Source organism: Advenella sp. FME57, assembly GCF_014897675.1.
GTDB lineage: Bacteria > Pseudomonadota > Gammaproteobacteria > Burkholderiales > Burkholderiaceae_B > Advenella.
In genome coordinates this window covers 95,992-108,883 of the sequence record NZ_JABUXU010000012.1, presented here as the reverse complement: position 1 = coordinate 108,883, position 12,892 = coordinate 95,992, and the positions used below count along the sequence as shown (strand labels likewise).

At 56.4% G+C, this 12,892-nt stretch carries 10 protein-coding genes; 1 reads left to right on the top strand and 9 read right to left on the bottom strand.

The annotated features are described in order from the left end of the window. Positions 1-109 precede the first annotated feature (109 nt). Positions 110-2,617 carry an aminotransferase class III-fold pyridoxal phosphate-dependent enzyme gene (locus INT32_RS14930; RefSeq protein ID WP_100699520.1) on the bottom strand — a complete coding sequence of 836 codons (2,508 nt, stop codon included), beginning with the start codon at positions 2,615-2,617 and terminating at the stop codon, positions 110-112. Continuing rightward, positions 2,614-5,085, bottom strand: a complete 2,472-nt coding sequence (locus INT32_RS14925) for a decarboxylase (protein ID WP_193089527.1) — start codon at positions 5,083-5,085, stop codon at positions 2,614-2,616. Before INT32_RS14925 ends, INT32_RS14930 begins: the two co-directional genes overlap by 4 nt. A 155-nt stretch (positions 5,086-5,240) precedes the next feature. Between INT32_RS14925 and INT32_RS14920 the strand changes: the two genes are divergently transcribed. Further along, positions 5,241-6,206, top strand: coding sequence for a helix-turn-helix domain-containing protein (locus INT32_RS14920; RefSeq protein ID WP_370540241.1), 966 nt, complete (start codon positions 5,241-5,243; stop codon positions 6,204-6,206). 125 nt (positions 6,207-6,331) lie between these two features. On the opposite strand, the gene INT32_RS14915 is transcribed toward INT32_RS14920, so the two are convergent. The 7 genes from INT32_RS14915 to INT32_RS14885 all read right to left on the bottom strand — a co-directional run bounded on the left by INT32_RS14915 (position 6,332) and on the right by INT32_RS14885 (position 12,810). Continuing rightward, on the bottom strand, positions 6,332-7,324 hold the full coding sequence (locus tag INT32_RS14915) for an NADPH:quinone reductase (protein WP_193089525.1): 993 nt from the start codon (positions 7,322-7,324) through the stop codon (positions 6,332-6,334). Next, complete coding sequence (locus tag INT32_RS14910; RefSeq protein ID WP_193089524.1) at positions 7,321-8,091, bottom strand: fumarylacetoacetate hydrolase family protein; 771 nt, start codon at positions 8,089-8,091, stop codon at positions 7,321-7,323. The genes INT32_RS14915 and INT32_RS14910 overlap by 4 nt, the downstream gene beginning before the upstream one ends. 12 nt (positions 8,092-8,103) lie before the next feature. After that, positions 8,104-8,523 carry a nuclear transport factor 2 family protein gene (locus tag INT32_RS14905; RefSeq protein WP_100699327.1) on the bottom strand — a complete coding sequence of 140 codons (420 nt, stop codon included), beginning with the start codon at positions 8,521-8,523 and terminating at the stop codon, positions 8,104-8,106. Further along, positions 8,520-9,707: an alpha-hydroxy acid oxidase gene (locus INT32_RS14900; RefSeq protein ID WP_193089523.1), complete on the bottom strand. Its 1,188-nt coding sequence runs from the start codon at positions 9,705-9,707 to the stop codon at positions 8,520-8,522. The genes INT32_RS14905 and INT32_RS14900 overlap by 4 nt, the downstream gene beginning before the upstream one ends. A gap of 11 nt (positions 9,708-9,718) precedes the next feature. Continuing rightward, complete coding sequence (locus tag INT32_RS14895; protein ID WP_100699329.1) at positions 9,719-10,696, bottom strand: tripartite tricarboxylate transporter substrate binding protein; 978 nt, start codon at positions 10,694-10,696, stop codon at positions 9,719-9,721. A 62-nt stretch (positions 10,697-10,758) separates the two neighbouring features. Then, positions 10,759-11,634, bottom strand: a complete 876-nt coding sequence (locus INT32_RS14890) for a TauD/TfdA family dioxygenase (protein ID WP_100699330.1) — start codon at positions 11,632-11,634, stop codon at positions 10,759-10,761. Positions 11,635-11,655: 21 nt separating this feature from the next. Then, positions 11,656-12,810, bottom strand: coding sequence for an iron-containing alcohol dehydrogenase family protein (locus tag INT32_RS14885; protein WP_100699331.1), 1,155 nt, complete (start codon positions 12,808-12,810; stop codon positions 11,656-11,658). Positions 12,811-12,892: the final 82 nt, after the last annotated feature.

Below are 12,892 nucleotides of genomic sequence, written 5' to 3'. Positions count from 1 at the left end.
AATACGAATAATTATTATTCTCACCTTTTGCAGACGGCAAAACAAGGCCCTAATACCGCCCATTCATATGCATAAAGGAGAAAAATCTATTCATTTGTAAGATCGGCGCTCAATGTTGAACTGTGGACATATCCGCACACACCGCAGCAAACGCGCAAACAAAGCGATCTGCTTCCTCCATGGTCAATATCAGCGGAGGCTGTATGCGCATGACCCTATTATTATTTGCCGTCACGAAGGTGAGCACACCGTGCTCTTGCGACAGGCGTGTCATGAAACGCAAGACAAACAGATCTTCCATACTGCCTTCCAGCTCTTTCATTGCCTGGCTCAGATGCATGTGCAGGCTATCGGACATCATCCGATACGTCATGAATGCCTGTGCCGGGATCCGGGCAGCCATCTCCCGCAGCAAGGCGCGAGCGCCGCCAGTCATGTCATAAGAGAACTCAATGGCAATCATCATGCCCCGGCCGCGAACCTGTCGGATGAACCCGTATTGATCGGCGATATCCTGCAATTGTTGTTGCAGATAAGGACCAACGTGAGCAGCGTTCTGTGTCAGCTGTTCCTGTTCCAGCACATCCAGTGCCGCCATCGCACTGGCAGCGGCAAAATTGCCGCCCCCGAAAGTAGAGGTATGCAAGGCAAACGTATCCATCGTGCCATAGGCCTTGCGCCAGACATCGCCTGTGGCCAGCGTCGCCCCTATCGGTACGGCGCCCCCCGAAAGCGATTTGGATAACGCCATGATGTCCGGCGCCACCCCTTCCCAATCGCAGGCGAACAACTTGCCGGTACGGCCCAGACCGGTCTGTATTTCGTCCAGCACCCAGAGGCAATCGTATTGGTCGCAAGCGGCCCTGACCTGCGCAAGATAGCCGTCCGGCGGAATAATGACGCCGCCCTCGCCCTGTATCGGCTCCATGACAAAAGCGGCAACATCGCCTTGCGCCAGCCTGGCGCGCAGCGCCTGGGCATCACCGAAAGGCAGTTGCTCGCAATGGGTCAGTAGCGGTTCAAACGGCTTACGATGTTTGCTTCGCCCGGTAATCGATAGTGCGCCCAGGGTCTTGCCGTGGTAGCCATTGCCGCAATAAAGAATCACCTTGCGATCGCTGGCGGCCAGTGCCATTTTCATTGCCGCTTCCACGGCTTCGGTCCCGGAATTGCTGAAAAAAACATGCTGCATCTTGCCGGGCGCCATTTGTGTCAGGCGCCGGGCCAACTGGCTGGTGTGCAGGGGCGCGGACACATACTGAACAAACGTCGGATACTGCTGTTGCAGGTATTCGGTCAGGGCCGCACTCACTTTGGGATGATTGTGCCCGGTATTGAGGCAACCGTAGCCGGCCACAAAATCCAGATAGCGACGACCGTCCAGGTCTGTCAGCCAGCACCCCTCTCCCTTAACGAAAACGCGCTCCACATGATTGAATTGGTAAAACTCGCGCAGCACCGGATTGATGTGTTTGCCGAAATCGTCCAATACCTGTTGGCGCAGAGCATGCGCTGGCAAAGGGTGATCAGGCTGGCCGATTTCGGGATTGTGATGATATTGGCGCAAACCGTCAAAGCGCGCCCCGGCCACCGGTTCCGAATCGCTTGCCATGGGGTTGGGAACAAAACCGTGTCGCTTTGCCACCTCGCCAATTTCTAGCACCCGCTCAACGGGCAATTCCCGTCCGATGGAAAATGGCTGCGCCCTGCCCTCCAGGGCCAGAATGATGGTTTCTGCCATACAGCCGTTTAAATTTCGCATGGGGTCCAGGCCCAGCGCCATGGCTCCGAAACTGACGTCGGAGGTGGCCGAAACCAGGCCGCCATCAATGACCAGAATATCGTCCCGCTGCCCAGCCCCGGGCAAGACATCCTTGGGCAGGGCGGTATCCACGACCACTGACCCCGGCTGCAATCGGGCCGGATCAATAACCCCGCCACTTGATGTGGCGGTCACGAAAAATCGGGCAATGCCGTAGCATACGTCCATCCGGGAATGGTACTGGACCTGATCCGGACTCTGCAGCGGCAGGTCGCTGGGCAGGTTCGACGTTGGACCGCGATGCACCAGGTGTAATCGACACCCATGGGCCAGCAATAAGCGCGCCACCGCCTGGGCAATCGATCCCGGATAGCCGGCCACGACCACTTGTGCACTTTCTGCAGATACGCCCAGCCGCTCCATACAATCAACAACATTGCGGTACGCGGCAAAGGCGGTCAAGGAATTTCCGGTAGTCACCGGTACAAGCGCGCGCTCGAGCGTCTGTAGACCACGGTTGCCGACAATGGCCGTGAACCCGCCCAGGCCGACCAGTTCAGCGCCACCGTGGTGCAAGGCATTGACCCCGTCCAACACACGCTCTGCGATCCTGCGTGGCTGGGCCATCATTTGCTCTGCCGTCAGGGGCATGAACTGAATCGTTCCGTCGCATTGCTGTCCGCAAGCACTTGTGATACGAGTAAAGTCTGCAAAGGGAACCAGATTGTGCCGGGACCAGAACTGCGAATGGTAGCCGTGGCTTTGTTCTTTGAGCATCCGGCCTGCCAGATCAATAAGCTTGACCTGGTTCAATAAAGCCGGCGATGTGGGATGGGCAATGAATCCAAACTTCATGTCCATTGCTCCACCGGCTGACGGCTCCAGGTTTCCTCTGACACCAGACTAAGTCCGTCGCCGTCCGAATTGTGGCTCAACATAACGTCGAAAAAATTGATCTGTCCGCGCGCCATCAACGCCGTGCGCAGAGTTTCCGGGCAAAACGATTTGATGCTGTGGTAGCTCACGTAATGCTGCGCGGCCACCTCATGCAGCCCCGCTCTGGCGCCTGGCTGCGGAACATTGACCTGGCGGTTGCCGTTAAGGGCATAGCGCTTGTCCAGGTAGGTCTGAATCATCGAAAGAACTCCATTGTTCAAGTAAAACAGGCTGATGTTGCGTCCGGCGGCATGCGGCGACGATGCTGCGCACATGGCCAGGCGCTGTTCAATATCGGGCACCAGCGCCCGCGCGCCGTCGCCAATAAACGCAAGCACATTGCGCTGGTTCCGCACAGCAAGATAGGGCAGCGCCATCAGGCCATCGCCCATCAGCGCGCGTCCGTACCAGCCCGAGAATCCGGGATCGGTGCGAGGAATATTGCGCAGCGCCGACAGGCTGCAGCGCCCCACGTCATAAACGCCGGTGTAGCGGTAGCCTTCGTCACGAATCAGTTCCGTGACCAATTGGCCCAGGCGCTGAAAGAAGTAATTCGGTGTCATGGGCAGTGTTTCAATGCAGTCGCTAGGCATGATTTCTGCTGCGCACTGCAACCGTTGCAGATGCGACTGACGGTGCCGAAGAATCAGGGGGTCAGGCGCGATGCGCGGTTCCAGGTAGTCCAGGAAATCATCCAGGCACATTTGGAGCCCCAGATCGGCAAAGGGCGCAATATGGGCCGGATTGCGGTTTACCTGGGCGATCCTGAAGCTGCGCCGCAATTTACCCTCGGAATAAGGTGTCGCAGACTGGTCGGCCTTGCCCTTAAGGAAAAACAGCCACGGCGTCGTCTCGGTCGTCTCACGGGCCGATCGAGCATTCGCGCAGTGCGCGAGGCCCGAGACATCACCGTTGGACGCAATCGATTGCGTCTGCGCCTCAAATGGCACACAACGGCGATGTTCCAGAAATTCGTAGATGCGCCGGCTAAAGCCATACATAGAAAGCGGACCAAGGTAATTGGCAACCGGCATACCGTCCTGCCACGCTGGAACAGAACCCGGTGCAACAATGCTATCGGCCAGTGCCACGCCGGTTTTCCTGGCAATAGATAGTACGCGCTGACGCTGGGTCGGACTAAGTCTTCCGCATTGCCACAGGATGGGAGCCGGATCGTGGTTAAGAACTGCAACGGCGTGGTTCAATCGTTCCCGAAGCCTGACTTCAGTTATCGACGAGATCGCAGACGGGGCGGGCGTCCTCTGTTTTAACGGCACGACCACCGGCGTGCGCGATTCCAGCGCAGACTGGGAAGCAAAAACGAAAGTGGGCCCGGGGCGATTGTCCAGCGCGTCAAAGGCATTTGCCAGACCGCTTTGAAGATCGCCGGGCTCACGCAGGAAGTCAGACCACAACCCTCTGGCCGCAATGACGGCATGACCGTTGCTGTCCGCGTTCAGTGTGCCCTGGAACGCATACCATACCGTTTCGGGCGATTCGGCGCAGATAACGATACCCGGCGCGCCGGTCCGCCGCAGGTTGTCCAGTGTCCCCCGGGCTTCATCCAGCATCCCCGATGTGACGGCAATCACATAGGCCCGTCCGTACAATTGCCAGCCGGCCATTGCGCCCACGGCCAGCGCATGTTCATTACATCCGCTATATAAACCGATGTCCGTGCCTTCGGCCAGATCATGCATGGAATCAATAAATCCGGCAACCATGGAGCCGGTAAAAAAATGAAAATCCCAGCCCTGTCCCCAGCGCGCTCTCATCAAGTCAAAGACTGCTCTGGCCGCTGCCACAGGTTCCGTTTGTGGCTGCGTGGTGCGTACCAAAAGCCGGTTGAAATAGGCGTGCTCCAGATGATCCAGCAGTAGACGCAACAGATCTGCGCAGCGCTGATCCCGCTGCCCAAGCGGAGTGCGTATCAAGCGGTTCCCGCCCAGCAATAGCATCCATTTGGCCAGACACGACTCGGCGCAGAACAACACCGCAGAAGATGGAGAAAACCTGAGGCCGGGCCGTACCGACAACAATTGCGCAAACGGATCTTCGTTAGCGGCCAACCCAAGCCCGCGCGAATCCAGATAAACGCATTCGCCCGCAATCGTATCGTCGTTCTGCGCGATCGATGCCGCCTCCAAAGATGCAAAGCAGTGCAAAACCAGTTGTTTTGGCCCCCCCTTGCCTTGCTGCTGTCGCAAGTAGCGTTGCGCCTGGCACTGAAGCGGCCGGCAGTCACCCTGCAGCTCTGACGCAGCAACATTCGGACTCTCGTTCAGCCAACTATTGATCTCATGCACTACCTGCCTGACATCTTCCTGCAACTGCCTGTCCTGACTGATCAGGCAGATTTGCACCGTGCCGACTGGCTTCTTTCCCATAACGTCTCTCTCCTGTGATCCTTGCCAATCTGAAAAATCCAGCTTCGCGTCGTCAATCCTGAGGAAAAATGGTATCATCCGGAATGAGAATCATTTTCATTAATTGCTATGAAATCGGGAGCAATTCGTATGAAAAAAGATAGATGGAGAATCGTGTGGAAAAATATACGTGCAGATTGACGGCCAATGAGCTGCATGCACCACAGCAACGACATGAAAGCCATGTCCGGCAGCAATTGCCCCAGGAATTGGGCAATTGCTATACAGAGTCCATCATGCTTGAATCGGGCATTCTGGTCGGACGTCTGCATTATCATCCGGACAGGCCGATCGTGGAGGAAACGCTGGGGCCGCATCAGGGCCGGGTTATTGTTGTCACGGTGGGCCTGCAGGGACAGTCTGTCTATCGCGGCGACAATACCCCTGAGGTATTGTTCAAAGCCGGCCATACAACCGTCACATCCTTTCAGGCATTACGAGGCGAACGCAGTTACGAAGGCAGCAAACCGGTATCCCAATTGAGGGTCGTTATCAGTGCAAGCACGCTGCGCAAATACGTGGGAGATGAGCGAGCCGACAAAATACTCGGTGACAGCACGTTCCAGCGACTGGCCTTTTACGGCAGCAGCAGCGCAACCCTGGCGCACGCAGCTGCCATCAATCGGTATATGAAGGCAGCTACCGGCGAGCAACCCAACCCGCACCAGCTGGAGCTCCATATTCACGCGCTTAGCTTACTGTCAGAACAGTTTAAGGCATTGGCGCCCATACAGACAGAAGGCTACAGCGCCTTTTCGTCTGAGGAAGTACAACGTCTGGAAAGGGCCCGGGACATGATTGCGCACCAATTACACTTGCCATTGACTAATCAATACCTGGCAGCGCAGGTCGGCATGAACGAGAACAAGCTCAAAGAAGGCTTCCGTTACCTATATAACAATACACCGTCGGGTGTCGTGCTGGAATTGCGCATGCGCAAGGCCTACACGCTGCTCGAATCGGGTCAGCAAGTGGCGCAGACGGCGTGGCAAGTAGGCTACAAATATCCGAACAATTTTTCAGTTGCCTTTATGCGCTACTACGGCAAAAGCCCGAAAACCGTCTTTCAGAAAAGGGCTTGATTCGCTGCGACGGGTTTCCCGGCTCCCTTCTGAAGCCCGTATCAGCTTGCGCCGGGCCCGGCCGGTCAATGACTTGGCGGGTTGGCGTCCTGGGCTTTGTCTAACACGTCAGTTGAGCCTGCGGGCTATCTGCCGGCACAATTCACTATCACATTCCCGAACGACGTACCGCCCTCTACTGTCTGGTGAGCCGATACAATCTTAGTCAAATCATAGACCGGACCAATATTGTGTTGCAGCTGGCCATCACGCAACAGAGCCTGGATGCCATCGATTGCCCGCGTTCGCTGCGCTTGCGTCAACTCATACACCAGAAAAAAGTGCAGCGACAATGATCGCGGCAGCCACGCACCATAATTGAGCGGTACTGTGCCGCGCTCGTTGGAACCATAGCAGACAAACCTGCCATGTGGCGCCAGCGCCCCCTGCTCCACCAACGCGATGGTTGTCGACAAATCCATGTCAATAATGGCATTGACGCCCTTTTCGCCTGTCATTGCCAGCACGCGTTCAGCAACCGGTTCTTCTTTATACAGGATCGACTCGTCGATTCCCCTTTCCCGCAAAAATGCCGCCTTGGTCTGCGAGCCAACGGTAGTGAGCACGCGAGCGCCCCGGGCCCGGGCTATTTGCGCAGCATAGTAACCTACACCAGAGGCACCGCCAATAATCAATACCGTCTGCCCGGCTTCCAGCTGGGCAAGCTCCACAGCACGATAAGCGGTCAATGCCGGAATGCCTAGGCAGGCCCCGGCTTCAAACGACACATTGTCGGGCAATACGACCGCCTGCTGCGCAGGCAGAACTATATACTGGGCAGCAGTTCCATGCGGGCGGTTGTATTGTGCGTTCCATAGCCAGACCCGTTCGCCGACTCTACCGGCCTGCACGCCCTCGCCGGTCTGGTCGATCGTGCCCGCGCCATCACTGTGCGGAATAATCAAGTTCCAGCGCACCGCACGTGCACCAGACCTGGACTTGACATCTGATGGATTGACGCCCGAACAGGCAAGCCGCACCCGTACCTGGACGGTACCTGCCTCTGGAACAGGCTGTTGGCCCACCTGCAGCACCTGCTCGGCAGGGCCGTTTGCCGTATACCACGCCGCCAGCATCATGTCAGCGCCGCTTTCACGAACCGATTGCTCAGCGTGCCCAGCCCGGTCAGACTCACATCCACACGGTCGCCGGGCTGCAGGTTCGGAGAGTGACCGTCGGTGCCCATCCACACCATATCGCCAGGATACAGCGTCAGATACCGGCTCATTGTGCTGATAAATTCTTCAATGCCAAAAAGCATGTCCGCTGTGTCAAAGCGGGTGCTTTCCACGCCGTTGACCGATACGACCGTTTGCATGGCTGCCAGATCGGCCTCGGTACTGATCCACGGCCCCATCGGCTTGAAAGTGTCCGAATTTTTTGCACGCCAGAAAGTGCGATCCGACGCCTGCCAATTGCGTTCGCTCACGTCATTGCCAATGGTATAGCCCAGAATGCATCTTTTTACTTCGTCCACGGCGATGTTGCGCACTTTGCTGCCAATCACAACCACCAGTTCGCCTTCGTAATGGACGCGCGTGGCGTCTGCCGGCATGATCACATCCTGACCGTGCGCAACCAGGGCGTTGTTTGCCCGGTAGCCCACATCCGGTTTTTTTGGAATCGTTAATCCTTCCGTGCTGATATGCTTGACGTAATTGAGCCCCACGCAGTAGAACGTGGGCGGGACAATAGGCACTTCAATGCTCACGTCCTGCAGTTTCAGTCTTGTAGCGGTGGTTTCATAATTGCTCAGCGGGTCTCCCCTGACCGCCGTGACGATGTCCTCATCGCTCAATATCCCGTAGCCGGATTTGCCCTCAAGACTATATCTAAGCCATCTCATCGTTTTTTCCCCTTACGCGTTCGCCGCAAAAAGTGTGTCTTCGGCGGTCAATTCCGCAATCAGCCAGCTATTGTCGATTCGTTTCATTTGAACAAGAACGTTACGGATGGACTCAATCCCGCGCAAGGGACAAGGCCCCGCCCCGTGCTCGCCCGGTTCATGCCGGACAACCAGCATATAGGCCCGGATGGTGCAATTTTGCGTTTCGCATTCATCGAATACCAGATTCGTAATAATATGGGCGATTCTCATGGTCGCAGACCGCTGCTGCAATGCCTGCTGCACTTGCTGCGGCCCTTTCAATACTTTGCCCTGACGGCGCCATATTGCATCGGGCGCAAGCAGCGCCGCCAACGCATCGTACCGGCGCTCATCCAGATGGCGGAAAAAAAGCAACACCTGGTTCTCACACTGCTTCATCGCGACATTCATATCAGCAGATCTCCGTTGCCGTGGTTTAAAGACGATTGCGCCAATACCGAAGCGTCGATATCAGCCAGGCTGGGCGTGCCGCAAAGCTGCATCGTTCGTCTCAATTCATCAGTCAGTATCGTTAAGGCGCGGTCTACTCCATCGTACCCCCCACCCAGTACGCCAAACAGAGTCGCACGACCAGACAGCACACCGGATGCGCCCAGGGCCAATGCCTTGAATACATCACTGCCCCGGCGGATACCGCCGTCGAGCAACACGGGCACACGACGATTTACGGCCTGCACAATGCCGGGCAAGGCATCCAGCGTGGCCAGGCCCGTGTCCAGTTGCCGCCCGCCATGGTTGGAAACGACCAGCGCATCCACGCCGACATCAAGTATTGACGAGACATCCAGCGGATTGACCACCCCTTTGACGATCAGCTTGCCAGGCCAGCGATCGCGCAGGGCACGTAACGCTGCCAGATCAAACGCCGGATCATAGTTCATACCGGCGACGCCCTGCATCCTGGTTCGGTCCGCCTGCCGTGATGCCAATCCCTGCAGGCTTGGCATCACGGGCGGCTTTTGCAGCAACATATTAAGCGACCACCACGGTTTTCTGACAAATTGTCCGATGTTGCGGTACCCCAGCTTCATGGGAAAACTCAGCCCGTTGAGCAAGTCTCTTTCCCGCTTGCCGCCCACCGGCAGATCTACCGTGATGACCAGCGCCTCATAGCCAGCTGCAGCGGCGCGACCGATTAAGGCATTCAGACGCTCCTTGTCTTGAAGGATATAAGCCTGGAACCATAACCGGCCTGGCGCCTGGTCGGCAATTTGCTCGATCGACGCCGTGGCCGACGTTGAAAGCGTATACGGTATGTCGTGCTTGGCTGCGGCCTGTGCCAAGGCAATATCGCCGCCACGCCAGCCAAACCCCACGGCGCCTGTCGGCGCGATGGCCATGGGTAACCCCATGCGACGTCCGAATAACTGTGCTGCCAGATCCACCTGGGAGACGTTGCGCAACACCCGAGGCAACAATCGCACCCGGCTAAAGGCAGCACAATTGTCATTGAGGGTGATTTCGTCCTCGGCGCCGCCGTCATAAAAATCAAACACCCCGCGCGGCAGCCTGGCCCGGGCCATGTCCCGCAGACGCGCGATGCAATAACAGTCGTTCACGGTGGACCGGCTCATTGTCTCTATCCTCATTCGGGCTTTACATTGCCGTTCTTGATCACCGACTGCCAGCGTGCCTTGTCAGTAATCAGGAACTGACGAAATTCCTCGGGCGAATCGCCGACGATTTGCGCACCCAGTTGCTTGAGCTGTGCCTGCACCTCCGGCTTGTCGAGAGCCGCTACGGCAGCCTGATTCAGCTTGGCCACAATCGGCTTGGGCGTGCCTGCCGGCGCCAACATGCCAATAAAGGAAGCGGCTTCTTCAAAACCGGTCAGTCCCATGCTTTCCAGGGTCGGCACGCCAGGAAAGTCCGGATGCGCCTGCCTTGTCCCCACAGCGAGAATGCGCAGACGTTTGTCCGCAACATAATCGGCAATGCCAACGCTTGGGTAAAACATAAAGGAAATACGACCGGCAATCATCTCCTGCAACGCCGGGCCGTTCCCTTTGAAGGGTACATGAACCATGTCCAGGCCCGCCTGCGCCGCAAGCATTTCAGCCGTCAGATGGGCCGATCCGCCGAAGCCCGATGACCCGAAAGTCAGCTTGCCCGGGTTCGCTTTGGCATCCGCAATCAGGCTCTGCATATCCTTATACGGCGATTTATAATTCGTGACGACAACCATGGGAAGCGTCACAAAGTTGCTAACGGGCTCAAAAACCTCGGTCGGCTCATAGTTGTAACGATCCGGATACAGCAGCGGATTCACATTCAAGGTCAGCGAGGTCACCAGCACCTTGTAGCCGTCAGGGGCTGAATTGATAATATCATTGGCTGCGATATGTGCGCTGGCGCCGGGCTTGTTTTCCACGACCACAGGCTGGCCCAGCGTTTCACTCATGTGCTTGGCAACCACACGGGCAACGACATCGGTCGGGCCGCCCGCAGAGTATCCGAGCACCATGCGGATCGGCCGGTCAGGATAGTCTGCAGCCGCAGCTGCGCCCGTCACAAAACATGCCATCGCTGCAGCGGCGATGGCCAGATTTTTGATCAGCTTCATAGTTAGTCTCCAATTGGATTTGTGTTATTTGCGCAGTGACACCTGCGCGAATCGGCTCAGTGTCAGTACTGCTCTGGAAAATATTTATCGGCCATAACCTGACAGCGCTTGATCAAACGATGCTCATCCGGCCCATAGTCTGCGACCGCGTTATGGATCGTGCCCATGTTGTCCCACATCAGCACATCGCCCTGGGCCCATTGATGGCGGTAGCAGTATTTTTCCTGTACCTGGTGTTCGAATAGAAATTGCAGAACCTCGTCACTGCGTGCTTCGGATAACTCATTGATACGCATGGAATAACCCGGGTTGGCATACAACACCTTGCGACCGGTAATCGGGTGCGTAAGAAAAACAGGATGCGATACGGGAGGCTTGCGCTTACGCTGCTCCTCGGTCAGTGGTGGGCGTGTACTGCCCTTCTCCCGGCGCATCATGTCCCAGAATTTATTAAAGTCATGTGTAATGGTCATGCCGTCGAGCTCTTCTTTCAGTTCTTCAGTCAGACCGTCATACGCCGCGTGCATATTGCAAAAGGCCGTGTTACCGAGCGATTTTCCGTCACGAAAGGGGATACGGATGCCATACAATACATTGCTAAACGCGATAGTTTTGCTATAGGACATATCGGTATGCCAGTCCTGTCCGGCATCGCTTAGCCCGATCGGCTTGCCATTTTCTTTCATGTTCGACAGAATCATCACTTCCGGATACTGCTCGTCATGGAACAGATTGGCCACATTGACCTCCAGCTTGCCGAAGTTCTCCGAAAAATCCCGCAATTGGCCGGCAGTCAGTTCCTGCTCGGGAAAACTGATAACACCATACCGCCCCAGCGCCTGTTCAATTGCCTTGTAATTATCGGCGCTTAGCGGCATTGATAAATCAATTCCGTAAATCGTCGCACCCAGGCTGGCGTCTTTTGGTTCGATTCTCATAAATTAGTCCTCTACAAAGTATCAGGCGGCTTGCCTTAGAATGGATAAGATCTCATCAGCGTGGCTGACGGGACGGGGGTTGACCGCAAGTCCGCGCTCTGTCATGGTTTGCTGCGCAATCGGCAAAAAGTCATTGTTGGTAAGGCCAATATCTGCCAGGGATGCACTCAACCCCAGTTGCTCAATCACAGCTGAAATCCAGTCGGAAACACTTGCATGGCTTGTGCCCGATACTCGATTCAGCATGACCAGTGCGGGAGCAAGGCTGGTACCGGCAACGCTGTCATTGAACCGAAGCGCGTGAGGCAGGATAATGGTGTTGATCTGCCCATGTCCTGCGTTATGCCGGGCGCCAATGACATGACAAATGGCATGATGAAGACAAGTTTTGGCCATCGATAGCACGATGCCGGATAGATGTCCGCCAAGCAGAAGACGCCAGCGTTGCTCCTTCTCATCGAGCGTATTGTCGGTGAGCGCCTGGGCAAACAATTCGATCGATTGCAGTGCAATGCCATCGGAAATCAGAGATCGGCTGCGCGAATACATGCCTTCAAAACAGTGTGCCAACCCATTCATGGCGGTATAGCGCAATAGCGTCAAAGGCATATCGCCGCTTAAATCCGGATCCAGCAGCACCGTACGGCTGGCCAGCTGGCGGTTCCAGAAAAGCAGCTTGTGCTCGTCTTGCCTTACGCCGAACGATGGTGTCAACTCAGCGCCGGATGCGGTGGTGGGCAGTGAAATAATCGGCAGCTTGGGTTTCGTGCGCAGCGGCACGTGGACACGGGCCGGCGGCGTAAAGCGCGTCACATGGTCGGCCAGCGGACCTCCTTCGGCATGCAACATGGCCAGCGCTTTGGCCGAATCTGACACACTGCCGCCGCCCAGCGCGACAATACTGTCCGGCTGAAATTGAGCCATCTCGCTAGCCAGTTGCTCGACCCAGGCAACGCTGCTGTGGTTCGGCACCGAACTGTGCATCTGCATTTGCAGACCATCCAGCGTTTGCCGCAAGGCAGCCCAGCTATCAGAGTGCGCCATGCGCTGTTGCATTAACACTAGCACACGCCTGCTGCCCAGCGCATCCAGTTCACTACGCAAATCCCGGGCGCAGCCGGGGCCGAACTTTACGTGCGTGCCGAACAGGTGATAATCAATCTGTGGGATACTCATGATGCGTAACGGTAGTCAAGAATTATGGCCATTCTATGCAGCACGATTGCCTGTGCATAGGAACAGATGGCAAAATGACTGT

Excerpts from the sequence above, each read along its gene's own strand:
- INT32_RS14930 (WP_100699520.1), bottom strand. The coding sequence starts at position 2,617 with ATGAAGTTTGGATTCATTGCCCATCCCACATCGCCGGCTTTATTGAAC.
- INT32_RS14925 (WP_193089527.1), bottom strand. The coding sequence starts at position 5,085 with ATGGGAAAGAAGCCAGTCGGCACGGTGCAAATCTGCCTGATCAGTCAG.
- INT32_RS14915 (WP_193089525.1), bottom strand. The coding sequence starts at position 7,324 with ATGATGCTGGCGGCGTGGTATACGGCAAACGGCCCTGCCGAGCAGGTG.
- INT32_RS14910 (WP_193089524.1), bottom strand. The coding sequence starts at position 8,091 with ATGAGATGGCTTAGATATAGTCTTGAGGGCAAATCCGGCTACGGGATA.
- INT32_RS14905 (WP_100699327.1), bottom strand. The coding sequence starts at position 8,523 with ATGAATGTCGCGATGAAGCAGTGTGAGAACCAGGTGTTGCTTTTTTTC.
- INT32_RS14900 (WP_193089523.1), bottom strand. The coding sequence starts at position 9,707 with ATGAGCCGGTCCACCGTGAACGACTGTTATTGCATCGCGCGTCTGCGG.
- INT32_RS14895 (WP_100699329.1), bottom strand. The coding sequence starts at position 10,696 with ATGAAGCTGATCAAAAATCTGGCCATCGCCGCTGCAGCGATGGCATGT.
- INT32_RS14890 (WP_100699330.1), bottom strand. The coding sequence starts at position 11,634 with ATGAGAATCGAACCAAAAGACGCCAGCCTGGGTGCGACGATTTACGGA.
- INT32_RS14885 (WP_100699331.1), bottom strand. The coding sequence starts at position 12,810 with ATGAGTATCCCACAGATTGATTATCACCTGTTCGGCACGCACGTAAAG.